17 protein-coding genes are annotated in these 19,299 nt (G+C 62.7%); 7 read left to right on the top strand and 10 right to left on the bottom strand.

The features are described from left to right. Positions 1–60: 60 nt before the first annotated feature. Positions 61–999 carry a LysR family transcriptional regulator ArgP gene (locus MKZ40_RS03030; RefSeq protein WP_175088641.1) on the top strand — a complete coding sequence of 313 codons (939 nt, stop codon included), beginning with the start codon at positions 61–63 and terminating at the stop codon, positions 997–999. A gap of 54 nt (positions 1,000–1,053) precedes the next feature. Here the strand turns inward: MKZ40_RS03030 and argE are convergent, their stop codons facing one another. Both argE and MKZ40_RS03020 read right to left on the bottom strand, forming a co-directional pair. Beyond that, entirely contained in the window at positions 1,054–2,292 is a 1,239-nt protein-coding gene (gene argE / locus MKZ40_RS03025; RefSeq protein ID WP_348994678.1) for an acetylornithine deacetylase, read from the bottom strand. A gap of 155 nt (positions 2,293–2,447) precedes the next feature. Beyond that, positions 2,448–3,326 (bottom strand): EamA family transporter, encoded by an 879-nt coding sequence (locus MKZ40_RS03020; protein ID WP_175088640.1) that lies wholly within the window; start codon positions 3,324–3,326, stop codon positions 2,448–2,450. 141 nt (positions 3,327–3,467) lie between these two features. Between MKZ40_RS03020 and MKZ40_RS03015 the strand changes: the two genes are divergently transcribed. Then, positions 3,468–4,898 carry a PLP-dependent aminotransferase family protein gene (locus tag MKZ40_RS03015; RefSeq protein ID WP_175088639.1) on the top strand — a complete coding sequence of 477 codons (1,431 nt, stop codon included), beginning with the start codon at positions 3,468–3,470 and terminating at the stop codon, positions 4,896–4,898. Positions 4,899–5,035: 137 nt separating this feature from the next. On the opposite strand, the gene fdhA is transcribed toward MKZ40_RS03015, so the two are convergent. Then, a complete protein-coding gene (gene fdhA, locus MKZ40_RS03010) occupies positions 5,036–6,244 on the bottom strand; it encodes a formaldehyde dehydrogenase, glutathione-independent (protein WP_175088638.1) in 1,209 nt (402 codons plus the stop codon). Positions 6,245–6,671: 427 nt separating this feature from the next. On the opposite strand from fdhA, the gene MKZ40_RS03005 reads away from it, so the two are divergent. Then, on the top strand, positions 6,672–7,049 hold the full coding sequence (locus MKZ40_RS03005) for a hypothetical protein (RefSeq protein ID WP_175088637.1): 378 nt from the start codon (positions 6,672–6,674) through the stop codon (positions 7,047–7,049). Between the two features lie 468 nt (positions 7,050–7,517). Continuing rightward, on the top strand, positions 7,518–8,696 hold the full coding sequence (gene cfa, locus MKZ40_RS03000; protein ID WP_175088636.1) for a cyclopropane fatty acyl phospholipid synthase: 1,179 nt from the start codon (positions 7,518–7,520) through the stop codon (positions 8,694–8,696). Positions 8,697–8,703: 7 nt separating this feature from the next. Here cfa and MKZ40_RS02995 read toward each other — a convergent pair whose 3' ends face one another. The 3 genes from MKZ40_RS02995 to MKZ40_RS02985 form a co-directional block, all read right to left on the bottom strand. Beyond that, positions 8,704–9,225 (bottom strand): MarR family transcriptional regulator, encoded by a 522-nt coding sequence (locus tag MKZ40_RS02995; RefSeq protein WP_175088635.1) that lies wholly within the window; start codon positions 9,223–9,225, stop codon positions 8,704–8,706. A gap of 128 nt (positions 9,226–9,353) precedes the next feature. Next, positions 9,354–9,560: a hypothetical protein gene (locus MKZ40_RS02990; protein WP_175088634.1), complete on the bottom strand. Its 207-nt coding sequence runs from the start codon at positions 9,558–9,560 to the stop codon at positions 9,354–9,356. Between the two features lie 6 nt (positions 9,561–9,566). Then, a complete protein-coding gene (locus MKZ40_RS02985; RefSeq protein WP_043331281.1) occupies positions 9,567–11,120 on the bottom strand; it encodes a sigma-54-dependent transcriptional regulator in 1,554 nt (517 codons plus the stop codon). Between the two features lie 468 nt (positions 11,121–11,588). Between MKZ40_RS02985 and phhA the strand changes: the two genes are divergently transcribed. The 3 genes from phhA to MKZ40_RS02970 all read left to right on the top strand — a co-directional run bounded on the left by phhA (position 11,589) and on the right by MKZ40_RS02970 (position 14,006). Next, complete coding sequence (gene phhA, locus MKZ40_RS02980) at positions 11,589–12,383, top strand: phenylalanine 4-monooxygenase (RefSeq protein WP_254627001.1); 795 nt, start codon at positions 11,589–11,591, stop codon at positions 12,381–12,383. An 89-nt stretch (positions 12,384–12,472) separates the two neighbouring features. Next, positions 12,473–12,811, top strand: coding sequence for a 4a-hydroxytetrahydrobiopterin dehydratase (locus tag MKZ40_RS02975; RefSeq protein WP_175088632.1), 339 nt, complete (start codon positions 12,473–12,475; stop codon positions 12,809–12,811). A gap of 1 nt (position 12,812) precedes the next feature. Next, on the top strand, positions 12,813–14,006 hold the full coding sequence (locus MKZ40_RS02970) for an amino acid aminotransferase (RefSeq protein ID WP_175088631.1): 1,194 nt from the start codon (positions 12,813–12,815) through the stop codon (positions 14,004–14,006). A 110-nt stretch (positions 14,007–14,116) separates the two neighbouring features. Here MKZ40_RS02970 and MKZ40_RS02965 read toward each other — a convergent pair whose 3' ends face one another. The 4 genes from MKZ40_RS02965 to MKZ40_RS02950 all read right to left on the bottom strand — a co-directional run bounded on the left by MKZ40_RS02965 (position 14,117) and on the right by MKZ40_RS02950 (position 19,137). Further along, positions 14,117–15,340, bottom strand: coding sequence for a LysR family transcriptional regulator (locus tag MKZ40_RS02965; RefSeq protein WP_175088630.1), 1,224 nt, complete (start codon positions 15,338–15,340; stop codon positions 14,117–14,119). 264 nt (positions 15,341–15,604) lie between these two features. Further along, entirely contained in the window at positions 15,605–15,988 is a 384-nt protein-coding gene (locus MKZ40_RS02960) for a RidA family protein (protein ID WP_175088629.1), read from the bottom strand. A 147-nt stretch (positions 15,989–16,135) separates the two neighbouring features. Next, positions 16,136–17,395, bottom strand: coding sequence for a D-amino acid dehydrogenase (locus tag MKZ40_RS02955; protein WP_175088628.1), 1,260 nt, complete (start codon positions 17,393–17,395; stop codon positions 16,136–16,138). 410 nt (positions 17,396–17,805) lie between these two features. After that, positions 17,806–19,137, bottom strand: a complete 1,332-nt coding sequence (locus tag MKZ40_RS02950; protein WP_175088688.1) for an MATE family efflux transporter — start codon at positions 19,135–19,137, stop codon at positions 17,806–17,808. Between the last annotated feature and the right edge of the window lie 162 nt (positions 19,138–19,299).

The raw sequence follows: 19,299 nt of genomic DNA, 5'->3' as shown, positions 1-19,299 counted from the left end.
GTACGCTAGGATGAATACATCAAGGAAATTGATTCAGGGAATGGATCATAAGGAATATTGATGCTGGACTATAAATTGCTGGAGGCGCTGGCGGCCGTCATCGATCAGGCGGGCTTTGAACGCGGGGCGAGAGCATTGGGGCTGACGCAGTCAGCGGTCTCGCAGCGCATCAAGTTGCTGGAAGCACGGCTGGGGCAGCCGGTACTGGTACGTACACCGCGACTGGGGCCGACACCGCTCGGGCGGCGCCTGCTCAATCATGTCCAGCAGGTACGCCTGCTGGAGCATGACCTGCTCGACCAGATTCCCGCCCTCGGCGAGAGCGAGCAGCGACTGCGCATCGCCATCAATGCCGATTCGCTGGCCACCTGGTGGCCGACCGTCACCGGCAGTTTCTGTCGCGAGCGTGACCTGTTGCTGGACATGCTGGTGGAGGATCAGGAAGTGGCGCTCAGGCGCATGCGCGACGGTGAAGTCGCGGGCTGCATCTGTGCCACGCCACGCCCGGTGCAGGGTGCGCGCTCCCATCCGCTGGGCAGCATGCGTTATCGGGCGCTGGCCAGCCCGGACTTCGTGCAGCGCCATATCGCGAAGAAAGGCCACGCCATCCCGCCCATTCTGCCGGCCGAGACCCTGCGCAACATGCCCGCCATCGTCTATGGCCGTGATGACCGCCTGCAACACCGGCTGTTGTCGACCATGGGCTTCGATGAGCCCTTCCCACACCATCTCTGCCCGTCATCGGAAGGTTTCGTGCGTCTGGCCCTGAGCGGCATGGGCTACGGCATGATTCCCGAGCAGCAGGCGGCACATCTGCTGGCCAGTGATGCGCTGGTGGATATCGCGCCAAACCATGCCCTCGATGTACCGCTTTACTGGCATCACTGGCGCCACGGAGGCAGCACGCTGGACAAGCTCACCGACCACCTGTTGCGGGAATGTGCCACGGCATTGCGCCCGATGCCGGAGCAGGAGACACCCCGCCCCGGCACGCTGTGAGAGCACGCTTCAGTCGTGCATCAGGCCCATCAGAAGGGACTCAACACAAGAGCCTCAGCCACCCTGTTGCTCACGCACCAGCTGGGACAGGAAGCGATCACAGGCCGTCAGCTGGCTGAGTTCGATGTACTCATTGGCCTGATGCGCGACCCCGATGGAGCCTGGCCCGCAGACCACCGTCGGCCAGCCTTCACTCTGGAACTGGCCCGCCTCCGTGGTGTACGCCACGGCCTCGCTGGCCCGCTCGTCGCCCAGCAGGCGCTGGCAGAGACGAATGGCCGGGTCTCGATCGCCATGCCCCAGTGAAGGCACCGTTTCCACCGTGCGTTCGCTACGAATCGCCACTTCCGGCGCCCGCTCACGATAGGGAGCGACCAGACGCTCGGCGTGGGCATCGATCTCCGCCAGCATCGCCTCGACATCCTCGCCCGGCAGGTGGCGCAGCTCCCAGTCGAAGATGCACTCCCCGGCGGTGATGTTGACCGCCGTGCCGCCCTCGATGCGCCCGACGTGCAGACTGGCGTGGGGCACATCGAAGCGCTCGTCCAGATGGCCGCAGTCGATGCGCGCCTGCATGCGGTCTTCGATGAAGGTCACCATGCGCGCCGCCAGATGGATGGCACTCACCCCCTGATAGACCAGGCTGGAATGCGACGGCTTGCCGGTCACCGTGGTGCGCAGATCGGTAATGCCCTTGTGGGCATCGACGATCGCCATCATGGTCGGCTCGCCCACCAGCACCGCGGCCGGACGCGGCAGGCGGTCACGCAGGCGCGCGATCATGCGCGGCGCGCCCAGACAGCCGATCTCCTCGTCATAGGAGAAGGCAAGGATCACCGGCTTCTTGAGCGTGCCCGCACGCTGGGCATTCACCAGTGCCGGCACCGCCGCCATGCAACAGGCGATGAAGCCCTTCATGTCGGAGGAACCACGCCCATAAAGGCGACCCTCGGCCTCACGCAGCGTGAAGGGGTCACTGTCCCAGGCCTGGCCCTCCACCGGCACCACATCGGTGTGCCCGGAGAGCACCACACCGCCCTCGACCTGTGGCCCGATCACCGCCAGCAGATTGGCCTTGTCGCCGCCATCGTTGTGGATGACCTCGGCACTGACACCAGCCACTTCCAGGGCGTCGCGCAGGCAATGGATCAACGCCAGATTCGACTCGCGCGACACGGTATTGAAGCTGACCAGGTGCGCCAGCCAGTCGCGGCTGTCGGGCCAGTCGGAGAAATCGGCGCGCTGTGGCATCAGGCTGGCGGTATTGGCGATGGGGGACGCTGAAGCGGACATGGGCATTCCTGTGCAGATACATCAGAACGGAGAGCACCACGCGCAGCGCGCTGGCCTCATATGCTCACCGGTATAGCGCAGCGCCTCTTCGACAACAAGGGCCTGACTGCCACAAGCGCCTGGCTACGACAAGCGTCCGGGGCCCGGGGCTGCGTTCAGCCACAGGTGGCCGGCGCCTTGCGACGCACGGGATACAGTACCAGCGCAATTCCCAGCAGGAAGATGCTGCACGAGACCCACTGCGCCAGCGACAACTGCTCATCGAAGATGACGTAACCACTGAGCAGCGCGAAGACCGAGACCAGCAGCGTCAGCGGCGCCAACTGACTCATCGGATACTTGAGCAGCATCCGGTTCCAGACCCAATAACCGAACAGCGTCGTCGGATAGGCCTGAAACAATACCGAGATCCAAGCATCTTCACCCCACTGCTGATAGGTGGTGCTCAGCACGCCCCAGCCGTTCATCGCGACGCTCAATGCGATCAAGGGCAGTGGCGCGAACAACATGCCCCAGATGTTGAAGGCGAAAGGCATGCGCGTGCCGGAGCTGCGCAGTATCACGCCCGCCAATGGCCAGCAGGTCGCCGCCAGCAGGATGAAGGCCACGCCAGCCAGTGTCACGTTGCCGTTGGTGGTGAAGATCGCAACCACCAGACCGATGAGCGAGACCAGAATGCCCGCGGCCATGCGTGGCGAGATGATCTCCCTATAGAGCAGCACACCGACCAGCACCGTCGTCAGCACATCGACCTGCAGCAACACTGCCGCCATGCCTGACGACAGCCCGAAGGTGATCGAGCACGACGCCATGCCCCAGATCCCGGTACCGAATACCAGTCCGTAGGCCATCAGATGGCGCCATGGCACTTCCGGCTTGCGAATGAAGAGGATGATCGGGAAGATCGCGCACACGAAGCGCGCTGCAGCGATCAGCAAGGGGTCCATGTCACTGACGCCAAGTTTGATCATCGAGAAGTTGAAGCCCCAGATTGCCATCACGCTGATGATGAGCAGTAGATCCCGTCCCTGCATGGCCGTCCTCCTTATCCCTTGCGATGAACGTGCGCCAAGCGTGCGATCAGGCTTGATCGACGCCGAGAAAGGCTCAGTCTCACTTGTCACATCAGAAGCGTACAGATACAGTTTTCTGATATTCCACCAGTACAATTTCCCATGGCGCTCTATCGACAGCTGGCAGAGAAGTGCATTGAGGATATCCAGAGCGGTAGGCTCAGCACTGGTGATCGCATGCTGTCGCTGCGCCAGTTTTCCCGCCAGCACGGCATCAGCGTGTCGACAGCGGTCAGCTGCTACGCGGAGCTGGAATCACAGGGTTGGCTGGTGGCTCGTCCACAGGCCGGCTTCTTCATTGCTGACCAATCCCATGTCGTGCCCACTCCCCGCTGGCAAGCCTTCCAGAGCCGAGTCGCCACTCCGCAACGCAGGTGCATGAGCGGGCACGGCATGGAGGGACACCGCCCGACTGCACACCACACAGACAAGTGTCGTCAGGACAGACGGTGGGGGCCGCTGGGCACGGCGCATCTGGCGCTGGACAAGGTGACTCGGCAGGCACTGGAGCGCAGCCTGCGCCGTGCCATGAAGCGTGCCTCGCATAACCTCACCCGCTATCCGGCTGCCCAGGGAGACCCTGCACTGTTGAGTGCACTGGCGACTCACTTCACCCGGACAGGCTTTGCCCTGAAGGATGAAGAACTGGTGATCACCCACGGCTGCATGGACGCCGTGAAGATCGCGCTCGAGGTCTGCACGCGCCCCGGCGACACCGTGGCGGTCAGCTCGCCGTGCTACAACGGCCTGCTGGATCTGCTCTCGCAGCTATCACTCAACGTCATCGAGATTCCCTCCTGCACTGAGGGCATCGATCTCGATCAGTTCGAGCAGCACCTCGACAACGGCCAGCTGCAGGCCGGTCTGTTCTGCACTACGCACATGAACCCGCAGGGCATCACCCTGACCCCCGCGCAGAAACAGCGCCTGGCATACCTGGCCAATCACTATCGCGTGCCGGTGATCGAGGATGATGTCTATCTCGAACTGACCCATCGCGTAGCGCCGCCACTGCCGGCGGCCTATCACGATACAGAGGGCTTCATTCTGTGGTGTGGCTCGGTTTCCAAGACCCTGTCACCGAGCTACCGCCTGGGCTGGTGCCGCCCGGGCCGCTTCCTGGCGGCATATCTCGAGCGCGCACTTGGCGTGCCGACACTGATACAGTGCGCCATCGCGGACTTCATCGATTCCGGTGCCTATGCCAGTCACCTCAAACGCGTTCGTCACCAGCTCACCCAGCTCAGGGCCTTCTATCTCAATTACCTGAGCAAGCACCTCCCCGCTGGCAGCTGCGTGACTCAACCACAGGGCGGCCTGGTACTGTGGGTCGAAGTGCCGGGGCTTGATGCCAGGGCCCTTGGCAAGGCTGCCGTGCAGCAACAGCTCGATATCCGCATCGGCCCCTGGTTCACGGAATCCCCGCGCTACCGCGACTGTCTGAGGCTCAATATCGGGCTTGTCCCGGATGAGGTGATCGAGAAGGAACTCGCCCGCCTGATGAAGCTGATCGAATTGCACTGTTCAGTCTGAGGGTGGCTTCCAACAACCAGAAACGACGATGCCACGCCCCATTCACAGGGCGTGGCATCGTCATCTGTGGTGAAAGACTTCTGCGACAGGAGCGCCTGGCAGAAATCAGCCCTGCTCAGCATCCATCCGGTCTGGAATCAGGCGGCACGGCCGTTGCGCACCATGGCGTGGGGGTCGATGACGAATTTCTTGGCAGCGCCGCCATCGAAGTCCGCATAGCCCTGCGGCGCTTCTTCCAGACTGATGACCTGCACATTGACCGCATCGGCGATATTGACGCGCCCGAACAGGATCGCCTGCATCAGCGGGCGGTGATACTTCATCACCGGGCACTGTCCCGTGTGCAGCGAGTGGGACTTGGCCCAGCCCAGCCCGAAGCGCATCGACAGCGCCCCGACCTTGGCGGCTTCGTCCTCGGCGCCCGGGTCTTCGGTGACATAGAGACCGGGAATGCCGATCTGGCCGCCGGCACGCGTCAGCGCCATTGCCGAGTTGAGCACCGTGGCCGGCTGCTCACGGCCGTGGTCACACCCGCAGCCATGCGCCTCGAAGCCGACGCAATCGACGAAGCAATCCACTTCGCGCTCGCCAAGAATCAGCTCGACCTTGTCTTCCATCGAGCCTTCCTGACGCAGATCGATGGTCTCGCAGCCGAAGCTCTCGGCCTGCTGCAAGCGCTCGGGGATCATGTCACCGACGATGACACAGGCCGCCCCCAGCAGCTGGGCGGAGACGGCCGCCGCCAGCCCTACCGGCCCGGCGCCCGCGATATACACCGTGGAGCCCGGCCCGACCCCCGCGGTCACACAGCCGTGGAAGCCGGTGGGGAAGATATCGGACAACAGCGTCAGATCACGGATCTTCTCCATCGCCTGGTCGGCATCCGGGAACTTGAGCAGGTTGAAGTCGGCATAGGGCACCATGACGTAATCTGTCTGACCGCCAGTCCAGCCGCCCATGTCGACATAGCCGTAGGCCGCACCGGGACGCGCCGGATTGACGTTCAGACAGATCCCCGTCTTGCCTTCCTTGCAGTTGCGGCAGCGGCCGCAGGCAATGTTGAAGGGTACCGAGACGATGTCACCGACCTTGATGAATTCCACATCGCGCCCGGCCTCGACGACCAGACCGGTGATCTCGTGGCCAAGTACCAGGCCCTGCGGGGCCGTGGTGCGACCACGCACCATGTGCTGATCACTGCCGCAGATATTGGTCGAGACGACCTTGAGAATGACCCCGTGTTCACACTTGCGATTTCCCAGCGCCAGGGTCGGATAGTCCAGTGATTCGACACTCACCTTCCCCGCTCCCTGGTATACGACTCCACGATTGGCATTGGCTGACATGACGTGCTCCTGGCTGGCATGGGATTTGGCACGTGGCCGGCCACAGGCAAACAAGCAGGCTTGCGCCACCCGTCACTTTTCCTGCACCGGCCACCGGCCCCCGGTCGGTGGCGTCCAACCGGTAGGGCTCATGCAGACTAGGTCAGTTGCCACAGGCTGGCTGTCCAGATGAGGCATCGACATGCCTAAATGAGACAGCTCACGACCAAAGTGTCACTTTGGTTACCCGCAGCCCGTTTGCCAGTGCCCCGCGCCTCTGTCGTTGGCGGCAGGCGACAGCCAGCGTCGATGCTTCTCGACACTTGAAGCACGCGCTCATACCCCCCAGTACTGATGTCAGCGTCATCTTGACGACAGGTATCGCGACCCGAGCCCGTTTTGCGGCGGCTCTGAAAGACAGCTCTGAAAGACACTTCAAGGAGAGATCATGACCCTGACATCCAACGCCCTGCGCAATTCCTGCATGACCCTGGCCATCGTCGGTTCCGCCTTCATCGCCGGTTGCGGCAACACCAGCGTGATCGAGAAGCAGGACACGCGCTACGAAGTCAGCGCCGTCGATGAAGACCGCGATGATGCCATCGCACAGGTCAAGGAACGCGCACTCGAGGTGTGTGAAGAGCAGGACCGCGACAAGTACGATGTGCTCGACTCGCGCGTCTTCGGCCCGCACGACGCCACCGCCAAGGCCGCCGACGGCAATGACCAGCTGGAAGGCGGCACCGTCAATGAAGACACCGAAATGGCTGCCGCCACCCATGAGGGCGAAGGCTACAAGGTCGTCTGGACAGTGCGCTGCCGCTGAAGCGCTCCCCCGTCAGGTAGCGTGACCTGACAGCGCGATCGAAAGCGCAGCATCCATCGGAAAGCCGCCCTCAGGGGCGGCTTTCTTGTGTTCCGACATCCGAAGCCCCCCCGGAAAGCCGACACTGCCAAGCCTGTGTTCCAAGTCCGCAACCATAGGTTGCCCCGGAAATCAGCCTATTGCGTCACCGCATTAGACGACTCTTGACTATGCTGAGACGACAGCTGCCCCAACGCCGCTTCTGATCGCCGCGTATACCTGGTGAAGAACGTTGTTACCAGACACCCGGCTGGCATACCTGCGGCGACTCGGATGCTGAACATGCATGAACCTTGTTGCATGAAGCGTGTGCACTGCCGTGCGAGACATTCGGCAACCCTATCGCCCGGGGACTGTCGATCACTGCCATACACCATGACGAACCCATCAGGACTCTCTGCGCCCGCGCGCCGTCAAGGAGGCTTTTCCATGAGTATCGAACAACGTCTGGCCCCCGTTGCACTCCCCGACACCCGTCATCGACGCACCGTCGAACACCTGCTGGCAGGTTCCGGCGTCAGGCTCAATGGGCCTGATCCCTGGGACATTCGCGTGCGCCATCCGGACCTCTTCCGGCGGGTGCTGCAACAAGGCAGCTTGGGACTGGGCGAGGCTTACATGGAAGGCTGGTGGGACTGTGAGCAGATCGACGAGATGATCTGTCGCCTGTTGCGACATGGCCTGGGCAGCCGCGCCCACACCACCAGCGAGCGAATCGCCTATCGACTGCAGGCCGGAGTGATCAACCTGCAGAGCCGCCGCCGCGCCGGCGTGGTCGGCAAGGTACATTATGACTTCGGCAATGACCTCTTCACGCGCATGCTGGATGACACCCTGTGCTACAGCTGCGGCTACTGGAAAGATCTGGCGGTGAGCGCGGAGAACCTGGGCAAGGCGCAACAGGCCAAGCTGGATCTGGTGTGTCGCAAGCTGGGGCTCACGCCCGGCATGCGCCTGCTGGATATCGGCTGTGGCTGGGGGAGTCTTGCCGCCTACGCCGCGCGCCATTACGGCGTGGAGGTCGTCGGTATCACCATCTCCGCCGAGCAGGCCGCGCTGGCGCGCGAGCATTGCGCAGGGCTACCGGTGGAAATCCTGCTCAAGGACTATCGCGACCCTGACTTCCAGCGCACGGTCGGAAGCTTTGATGCCATCGCCTCGATTGGCATGTTCGAACACGTCGGCCACAAGAACTACGCCACCTACTTTGCGCATGCCGCGCATCTGCTGCGCCCCGGCGGACGCTTCGTGCTGCATACCATCGGCTCCAACCAGAGTGATATCTCGGCCGACCCCTGGGTCAATCGCTATATCTTCCCCAATGGCGTGCTGCCCAGCGCCAGTCAGCTGGTACGCGCCAGCGAAGCGCATCTGGTGATGGAGGACTGGCACAACTTCGGCGCCGACTATGACCCGACATTGATGGCGTGGCGTGCCAATCTCGACCAGCACTGGCATGAGCTGGCCGATACCTACTCACCGCGCGACAAGCGCATGTTCGAGTACTATCTCGGCGCCTGCGCAGGTGCCTTCCGCGCCCGCCAGCTCCAGCTGTGGCAGGTGGTGTTCACCCATGGCACCGCAGGGCGCTACGACGCGCCACGCTGATCGGATGCTACCCTTGGCGACTGCGCTGATATTCAGCCTGGGAGCGCGCGATGCTGGCACTGGCATTGTCTTCGAACTGGAGAAGAGCTCGGGCGAAGGCATTGAGCTCTTCGTCATCGAAGCCGACGTACAGCTCGGCACGCACTCGCTCGATGCGCTCCGTCAACTGGGCCAGGCACTGGCGGCCTTGCTCGGTGAACCACAGACAACGCGCCCGCTTGTCGGTCTCATGCGCCACGCGCGCGATCAGCTGCCGAGCCTCGAGCTGGTTGAGGGTGCGCGTCAGAGACGGCATCTCGATGCCCAGCTCACTGGCCAGCATCTGTTGGGTACACCCCTCGCCGAGCTTTTCCAGATGGACCATGACCGTCCAGCGCGACTCCGTCATGTCCAGGCTACGCACCGCGCTGGTGATGGCGGTGCGCCACAGACGATGGACCCGGCCGACTTGGCCACCCAGCGAGGGCTTGATCTGCTCGTGAAGCGGGATTTCCTGTGTCGAATCCGACCCCGGAGAAGGTGCGCTCATGTTTCATCTCTCGACATGAAGGCTCCCATGACACTTCCCCTCATCGGTACTGAGCGGAAGCCCCACGAGAGCCTGGATTGGTGAGGCGTCAGGGTAACTGTTGCCGCCGACACCAGACGCCACCTACATTAGCTTGCTAACAATATGAGAATCATACCCTTTATTAGCGAGCAAAACAATTCGCCAATCCCGATATCCAGACACGCACTCAAGCCCCTCTCCGCTCCTGCCTTCTTGCCTGCCTTCTCCCCCTTCTTCTCCTTCTCCTTCTCCTTTTCCTGCTCGTCCGCTTTTCTCGCGCCCTGTTGTGCTGACTCTCCCGCCATCAACTGCACCGTGGGTCACTCCTGTGCGATGCCGTGACGCTTGAGCTTGTTGGCGATGGTGGTATGCGAGACCCCCAGACGCTTGGCCAGCAATCGGCTGGACGGATACTCGGGATAGAGATGCGCCAGGATGCGCCGTTCGACTTCGTCATGGATATCGCCCAGGCTGCCGGTCAGGTCGATATTGTCCAGCCCCTCATCACGCGCCTCCCCGGTCAGGCGCAGATGCTGCGCCTCGATCACCTCGCCATCGCACAGCGACACGGCCTGAAACAGCACATTCTCCAGCTGACGCACGTTGCCCGGCCAGTGATAGCCCTGCAGGCGCGCCATGGCCTCGGGCGAGATATCTCGCACACGAGCGCCGATCTGGCGCACTGCCCGCTCGAGAAAATGCCTCGCCAGCTCCTCGAGCCCATCCAGACATTCCCTGAGCGGCGGGATCTGCACACACAGCACATTGAGGCGATGGAAGAGATCGTGACGGAAGCGCCCTTCACTGCACAATGCCGGCAGGTCCTGTTGGGTGGCGCAGATCACGCGCACATCGAGGAAGGTTTCCTCATCGCTGCCGACACGCCGGAAACCGCCGTCCTGCAAAAATCGCAGCAGCTTGACCTGCATGCGCGGGCTCATCTCGCCGACCTCATCCAGGAAGATGGTGCCGCCACTGGTCAGCTCCAGCAGGCCCAGCTTGCCCTCCGGGCGCGCGCCCTCGAAGGCGCCCGGGGCGTAACCGAAAAGCTCCGTTTCAGCCATCGACTCCGGCAGCCCCGCGCAATTGAGCGCCATGAAGGGCGCCTGGCCGCGGGGGCTGGCCAGGTGGCAGGCCCGCGCCAGCAGCTCCTTGCCGGTGCCGGTTTCGCCCTCGATCAAGAGCGGCGCATCCAGCGGAGCCATGCGGCGAGCTTCCTTGACCACCGCCGACAGCTGACGGCTCGCCTGGAATATCGCTTCGAAGCCGCGCACCTCGGTGCGCTGGATCTGATAGATACGCGAGCCCAGGCGGTCTGCACGGTGCAGGGTGACCACGGCACCCGCCAGCGAGGCAACATCCTCGTTCTCGGTGTGCAATGGCGCGATATCGGCGAGAAAGGTCTCCTCCCCCACCCGCAGGCGCAGGCCATTGACGCGGGCATTGTTGCGTCGGATCAGCTCCGGCAGATCGACATCCTGGACATGACGCGTCAGCGCCAACCCCGGCACCTCATCGATGCGTACCCCGAGCAACTTGCCCGCCGCGCGATTGGCCGCCACCACGCGCCCATCCATGTCGATGGACATCACCGGGTCTGACAGCGATGACAGCAGCGCATTGAGCTCCAGATGGCGTCGCTCGGTGGGCATCAGGCTGACACGACTGACCTTGAAGACCCCGGGAATCTCCTCGAGAGTCGGCTTCAGGGTGGAGAGCTGCATACGCAGCATGTTGGGCACATGCAGATAGATGGAGTTGTTGGCCTCTCCGCCCACCTCACCGCGCAGCACATTGAGGCCGTAATCGGCAAAGGGAGCCAGGATGTCGCGCAGGATCCCGATTCGATTCTGACAGGTCAGTTTGAGGCGCATGGCGTTCTCGGCATTGTTGTTGGAATTCTTGTCGAAATGATGTCACCGGCTTGACGTCGCCGACCGAGTGACGGCTGAGTGACGTTAACGTAAGCGTTATCAAAAACCTCGTAAAGCATTCCTTACAAAAGACGGCGACACAGAAGTGCATGAGCGCCCGAATGGCACAGGATACGCCCAGTCACCGCTCCAGTGTCAGAATTATGTGACAAGACACGTGCCAACGCGGACTCATCTGCCGCGCAAAGCCACGCCTGACCACTGGTCAACGCCACCCGACAAGGCCTAGCGTTGTCATCGACATGCAAGGATTGGCATGTACGCCATAATGACAACACGGCAGCCTGCTTGGCAGCGCCGCCAACTCGTTGGGGAGGTTGCATGAACGCACCGCAGGGTCGTCATTGGCCACAGACATCCCAGGAAGCTCAGCACGGCTCGCAAACCAGGGCCAAGGGCACCCGCTACATGGCCCATGAGCCTGATGCCCGGGGCCATATCCAATACAGCGATCAGGAAAACGCCACCTGGCAGGCACTGATGACGCGCCAGATGGCACTGGTCGAGGGGCGTGTCTGTCGCGAGTATCTGCAAGGGCTCGAGCGCCTTGCCCTGCCAGTGGACCGCATCCCCCAACTTGGCGAGATCGATCGTGTCCTCGAGGCCGCCACCGGCTGGCGAACCGCTCGCGTGCCGGCCTTGATCCCCTTCACGCGCTTCTTCGAGCTGCTCGCCGAGCGGCGCTTCCCGGTAGCCACCTTCATCCGCTCCCCGGAAGAACTCGACTACCTGCAGGAGCCGGACATCTTCCACGAGATTTTCGGCCACTGCCCGATGCTCACGCATCCCGCCTTTGCCGAATTCACCGCCACCTACGGACGACTCGGTCTTGCCGCCAGCAAGGAAGAACGCGTCTATCTGGCCCGCCTCTACTGGATGACGGTGGAATTCGGCATGCTGCGCGAGACTCAACCCGATGGCAGTCGTGCGCTGCGCCTCTACGGCGGCGGCATCATCTCCTCGCCACGCGAGACCCGCTATGCCCTGGGCGAGCTTGCGGACAACCTCGAGCGGCCCGAGCATCTGCCCTTCGATGCCATCGAGGCACTGCGCACTCCGTATCGCATCGACATCCTGCAGCCGCTCTACTATGTCCTTGAGTCACTGGAGGACCTGCATGAACTCGCCAGCCGCGACATCATGGCGCTGGTGCACGAGGCCATGGCACTCGGTCTCAAGACACCGCGCTTCGCACCACGTTGATCGCACCATGCTGATCGCACCAGCACCCTTGCCCCATGGGGTACGCCTTTCCATCAACCCCACCCTTTCCTCAAGCCGGAGATAGCGCCATGACCGAACTCGCCAGACAGTCCTGTGAAGCCTGCAGCTTCGATGCCCCCAAGGTCAGCGATAGCGACATCGAGACGCTCAAGACCGCCATTCCCGAGTGGCAGTTGCTCAATCGCGATGGCATCATGCAACTGGAACGGTGCTTTAGGTTCCGCAACTTCAAGCAGGCACTGGCATTCACCAATCGCGTAGGCGAGATTGCCGAGGAAGTCGGGCACCACCCGGCACTTCTCACCGAGTGGGGCAAGGTCACCGTGACCTGGTGGTCCCACGAGATGAAGGGTCTGCACAAGAACGATTTCATCATGGCCGCCAGAACCGACGAGGTAGCGAAATAAGATGTTCGAGCAGATTGCGCGTGTACCCGGGGATGCCATCCTCGGCCTGATCGAAGCCTTCAACAAGGACACCAACCCGCAGAAGGTCGACCTCGGCGTGGGCGTCTATCGCGATGCCAACGGCAATACGCCGGTCATGCGTGCGGTCAAGCAGGCCGAGAGCCGCCTGGTCGAGAATGAAGTCACCAAGACCTACATCGGCTCTCACGGTGACCCGCGCTTCGGCAAGGTCGTGCTGCCGATGGTGCTGGGCGCCGAGTCGCCGGTGCTGGCCGCCAATCGCGCCAGCGCCACCCAGGCGCCCGGTGGTACCGGTGCCCTGCGTCTGGCCGCGGACTTCATCGCCAGCAACCTCAAGGGCCGTGATATCTGGCTGTCGACCCCGACCTGGCCGAACCACCTGGGCATCTTCGACGCCGCTGGCGTCACGCGCCACAACTACCCCTACGTCGACGAGAACAACCGCCTCGACTTCGATGGCATGCTGGCGACGCTCAAGACCATCCCGGAAGGTGACGTGGTGCTGCTGCACGCCTGCTGCCACAACCCGACCGGTTTCGACCTGAGCCACGAGCAGTGGGACCAGGTGCTGGAAGTCGTCCAGGCACGCAAGCTGCTGCCGCTGATCGACTTCGCCTACCAGGGCTTCGGTGACGGCCTGGAAGAAGACGCCTACGGCGTGCGCCTGCTGGCCGAGAATGTCGATGAAGCCATCATCACCAGCTCATGCTCCAAGAACTTCGGCATCTATTGCGAGCGCACCGGCTGCCTGATCCTGATCGCCAAGGACGAGGAGAGCATGCTCGACGTGCGCTCCCAGGCTGCGATCACCGCGCGCGAGAACTACTCCAATCCGCCGGCCCATGGCGGCGCGGTGGTCATCGACATCCTCGAGGACGACACCCTGCGCGGCGAGTGGCAAAGCGAGCTGACCGAAATGCGTGAGCGCATCAACGGCCTGCGTCGTGACTTCGTCGAGGCGCTCAAGCCGTATGGTCTGGATGAGCAGTTCGCCTTCATAGCCGAGCAGCGTGGCATGTTCTCCTACACCGGCCTTTCGCCGGAACAGGTCGATCGCCTGCGTGACGAGTTCGGCATCTACATGGTGCGCTCCGGGCGTGCCAACGTGGCCGGTTTCTCCACCGAGAACCTGCCCTATGTGGCCAAGGCCATCGCGACCGTCGTCAAGAGCTGAGCCCAGGCCAACGCTTCGTGAAAGATATGAAAAAACCCGCCGATTGGCGGGTTTTTTCATTGCCTGTACAAGGCATCGTCAGGCGTTATCGGCCGCCAGCATTCTGATCATCACTCCTCGCCCTCCTGCGCAAACCCGGCCAGGCTCGCCGCCACCTCCTCTTCGAGCAGACTGATCAACAGGGTCTGCACCGCGTTCAGTGCCTCTCCTTTCCCGGCCGTCGGGCACTGCCATGTGAGCTCCAGATAGCGCTCGCTGCGCATCGAGAGCGGCACACCGATCAGGTCTCCACCGGCATCTTCAAGAACTTGATGCGCCGACAGCGCATCAATGATGGTGGCGGCACTGCCCGCGCGCGCCAGGCGCCCAGCGCTTGCCGGCGTGGCGACTTCCAGCAGATTCGCCGGGGTCACACGCTCACGCTTGAGCAGCCCACGAATCAAGCGCCCCTGACTGCTGGTTTCCGGCAGATCGACAAACGGGCGTTCATTGAGGCGAGCAAGGGTCAGCGGCTTGCCCAGCAGCGGCCAGCGCGAGGGCCACAACAGTATCAAGGGCAGCCTCAGCGCGGGCGGTGCCTCGGCTTGCGCTTCGTCACTGGCCTCTTCGCTTGCCACGCTCCGGGGAGCGGCCCCCTCGGCATTGTGCGCATCATCCTCGACGTCAAACGGCAGCTCCGGTGTATCCCCCAGTTCTGGCATGGCCGCCTTGGCGGTAGGCTCTGCCTCGTCATCATTGCCCTCGATGAGGGTCGTCTCCTCGCGCGCTCGCTGACGCAGGCTGGCCTTCAGCTCGCGGGCGCGTGCCGCTGCGGTCTTGGCACGCTTGCCACCCTGGGGCTCCGGCGGTGCTTCCAGGCTCACCGCCATCGCGACCCGGCCCTCGCGGATGGCGAGGTCATGCTGTGATACCTCCAGCACTTCCAGGCTTGGCAGCCACTCACTCAAGGCTTCACTGGCCGCGATACGCGTCAACCAACCGGCACTGAATGCCTCCAGACCGGGCGTCACCGCCAGCACGAGACACGGACGCTTGCCGCTGCCCGGCCCGAAGGCCAGTCGCCTGAGCTCGGATTGAGCGCTGAACATCCGGGCGAGTGATGGCGTCAGGCGCTCGGCTTCCGGGGTCGGCACCAGCTTGCCGCCCTCACGCAGAAACAACGAATAGCCCAGCGTCTGCTCGAGCTGCGCCAAGCCCCGCGAGACCACCGGCACACTGATCCCCAGTTGAGCGGCACCGCCTTTCATCGAGCCACACTCGATCACCGCCCACAGCATTTCCAGCTGACGCAGCCGTATGCCGGGTTCACGGGTGCCTGTGTCTGACTGCGCCATGGTGTTGCTCCTTGAAGGGTTCGTCCGCGATGCTCCGAGAGTCAGCAAAGGGCGCTGGCTCATTTAGCCTTACGCTAATCATGCAGGCGCCAAATGTCACGCTTCACTTGCCTACATGGCGTCACGACCCCTGAAACGACACTCCCCCCGCTGAGAAATCAGCGGGGGGAGTGAGAGACAAGGCATCGATTCGCGCCAGACGTTCGTTGAGACCGGCCGCTGGTTCAGAGCGGCCGCTCGTTCAGACCGACAATCGACGAGCGATCAGGAGAGTGCCAGTACACCTTCTGCTTCAAACAGCACGCCCTTGGGCAGCTCCTTGACGCCGACGGCCGCACGCGCCGGATACGGCTGGCTGAAGTACCGCTCCATCAGCGTATTGACCACGGCGAAGTTGCTGAGATCGGTCAGGAACAGATTGACCTTGACCAGTTGATCCAGGCTGCCACCGGAAGCTTCACACACCGCCTTGAGATTGCGGAAGACCTGGTCTGCCTGGGCTTCAAAACCGCCTTCCACCACTTCCATGGTCGCCGGGTCCAACGGGATCTGGCCGGACAGGAACACCAGATTACCCGTGCGCACCGCCTGGGAATACGGGCCGATGGCAGCCGGTGCGGACTCGGTAGAGATAATCTGCTTGGTCATGCGCAATTCCTTGTTCAATCAGTTGACGGAAAGACACTCAAAAAAGACGACGACACGGTAGTACGCACGGCCTGGCAGACCCTGGCGCAGCCACTGACACTGTCACAGATACAGACACTGTCACAGATACAGACACTGCGCCGAGCATCAGGCAGCGTAACGACCAAGACTGAGACCGTTGGGATCGATGGTGGGCTTGCGACCATCCACCAGGTCCGCCAACAGACTCGCACTGCCGCAGCTCATGGTCCAGCCCAGGGTGCCGTGGCCAGTGTTCAACCACAGATTGTCGTACTTGGTGCCACCGATGATCGGCGTGGAATCCGGCGTCATCGGACGCAGGCCGGCCCAGAATTCCGCCCGCGCATAGTCACCGGCTTCCGGGAACACGTCACGCACCACCATGTTGATGGTCGCACGGCGCTTCTCGAGCAGCGACAGATCGAACGAAGCCAGCTCGGCGGTGCCACCCACGCGAATACGGTCATCGAAGCGTGTCAGCGCGACCTTGAAGGTCTCGTCCATCACGGTGGACTGCGGCGCAGCATCGGCATTGATGATCGGCACGGTCAGGCTGTAGCCTTTGACCGGATAGATCGGCAGATCCAGATCCAGATCACGCGCCAGGAACGGCGAGTAGCTGCCCAGACACATCACGTAGCTATCTGCGGTCATCTCGCCACGGTCGGTGGTGACCTTCTCGATGCGGCTGCCGCTGCGCTGGATGCGCTGAATGGTGGTATTGAAGACGAAATTGACGCCCAGGGTGTCGCGGCAGTAATCCGCCAGCCGGTTGGTGAACAGGTGACAATCGCCGGTCTGGTCATCCGGCAGGTGCAGGCCGGCGATGAACTTGCCCGGCACGCGAGTCAGTGCAGGCTCCACCGTGGCACAGGCGTCGGCGTCCAGCAGCTGATGGCGCACGCCACAGCCCGCCAGCACCTTCATGTCGCTCTGCACGGCATCGACCTGGGCCTGGGTACGAAACAGCTGCAACAGCCCCTTCTGGCGGTCTTCGTAGCGCAGCCCGGTCTCTTCGCGCAGGGCATTGATGCAGGCGCGGCTGTACTCGGAGACACGCACCATGCGCTCCTTGTTGACGGCATAACGGTCGGCGTTGCAGTTGGCGAACATCTTGACCATGAACTTGGCCATCTGCGGGTCCATGCGCGGCTGGATCTTGAGCGGCGCATGCTCCTGGAACATCCACTTGACGGCTTTCTGCGGAATGCCCGGCGCTGCCCACGGCGAGGAGAAGCCGAAGGAGACCTGACCGGCGTTGCCGTAGCTGGTTTCCATCGCCGGACTGGCCTGACGGTCGACGACCGTGACCTCATGCCCCTGACGCGCCAGATAATAGGCACTGGTGACACCGACGACGCCGCTACCGAGTACAAGAATCTTCATGTTGGCCTACCCCATGACTGCAAGCCGCGCCCCACGGCAAATGACAGGCGTATCCGCGCACTCGGCAGCGAATAAAGACGATGAAGGCCAACACCGGTCGACTGGGCGACGCATAGTGGCTTGGCCTGAATGCATCCAGTATAGAGGCGCAAACCACGGTTAATATTCTGTTATGAGCCTCTAAATCAGAAAATAAGCAGGTAAATTTTGTGCCATGGCAGTGATAAAAAACAAAAAAAGCGGCCATTTTTGGAATGGCCGCTTTCGGTCTGCTCAACGGGACTGCTGACGGGGCTTCTGACAAGGTCTACTGGCAGGGTCTCCAGCAGGACCTTCTGGCGAGAATCTCATGAAAAACGCCTGACATCTTGAAGGGGCGCTCGGGCAGGACGTCACGAGGGCCCGGGCGATCAGGTCGTCGCGACATAGGCATGGCGACGCACTGACTTGCCGCGGTCGCCCAGTGCCTGACGATAGACACGCCATGCCACCACACCCGCCAGCAGGTTGCCGATCGCCGAGCCGATGGCGACCCCGCGCAGACCATCCAGATGTGCCCCCAACCATACCGCCGGCAAGAAGCAGACGAAGAGACGTACGAAGGACAGCGCCGTGGCACGCAGCGGCCACCCCAGCGCGTTGGCAGCCGACACGACCAGCATGCAGATGCCGAGGAAGGAGTAGCTGGGCAACATCCACGGCAGCAGGACCGCCAGCGCCGCCGAGACCTCATCACTGCCCACCAGCACATAGGCCAGCGGAGTCGCCATCACTGCCGCGATGATGCCCAGCACCAGCTGCCAGAGCATCACCACGCGAGCGGCCAGGTTCATCAGGCGGCGAATTTCCTGCCAACGGCCGGCACCATAACAGCGTCCCAGCCACGGCGGCAGCGACATGGTCAGGGCCAGCACCACGATCAGCGAGAAGGTTTCCAGGCGTGAGGCGATCCCCCAGGCGGCCACCTCCGTCTGGCCAAGCCCCGCGACGATGGCGGTGACCAGCATCGCGGAGAGCGCCGGCATCATCTGGCACAGAATCGCGGGTATCGCGATTCCCGCCAGCTGACGGCGCGAGGCCTGCCATTCGGCCCACAGGCCGCGATATTCCATCCAGTCGCGGCGCGAGAGCTTGAACGCCGTGATGGCAAGCCCGGCCCCGAAGGAGAGTACGGTCGCCCAGGCAGCCCCCGCCAGACCGAAGCCGGGCAGCGGCCCCGCGCCGAAGATCAGCAGCGGGTCCAGCACCAGATTGAAGACACTGGTCAGCAGCATCATCTCACCCGGCAGACGCGTATCGCCGTGGGCGCGGAACAAACTGTAGAGCACATAGGCCATGGCCCCCAGCCAGCTGGCGATCAGTGATGGGCCCCAGTAGACCTCGATCAGCTTCATCTCGGCGGCATTGGCACCCAGCAACTCGAAGGCCGGCCCCCTGATGACCCACAAGAGCAGCATCAGCAGTGCCATCAACACACCGGACCCCAGCAGCACCACACCGCCCAGGCGCCGTGCACGCGCCTCATCCTCGGCACCCAGGGTTCGCGAGACGATCGCGGCGATCGCGATGCCCATGCCGACCTGCACCCCGATGATCAGAAAGGTCAGCGGGAAGGTGAAGGATTGCGCGGCCAGTGGTGCGGTGCCCAGATGCGAGACGAAGGCGGCATCGACCAGGTTGAAGCCCAGCAGTCCCATGATACCGAGTGTCATCGGCAAGGTGCTGCGCCACAGGCGTGACATCAGCTCACGCGTCGTCGGAGTTCCCGACGTTGGCGGGGTCGGTGCAGAGGCGTCGTTGGACATAGAAGAAGACATGAACTCACTCCCAGCATGTCGAGCATGACTGGTTGGATGAAAGTAAAGGCGTCGGAACACTTGCGTGACGCTGGAAGGATGATTCTA

Origin of the sequence: Cobetia sp. BMC6 (assembly GCF_029991385.1) — a bacterium.
In the GTDB taxonomy this organism is placed as follows: Bacteria; Pseudomonadota; Gammaproteobacteria; order Pseudomonadales; family Halomonadaceae; genus Cobetia.
The sequence above is the reverse complement of the archived record's forward strand: the minus strand, read 5'-3'. Positions and strand labels throughout refer to the sequence as shown.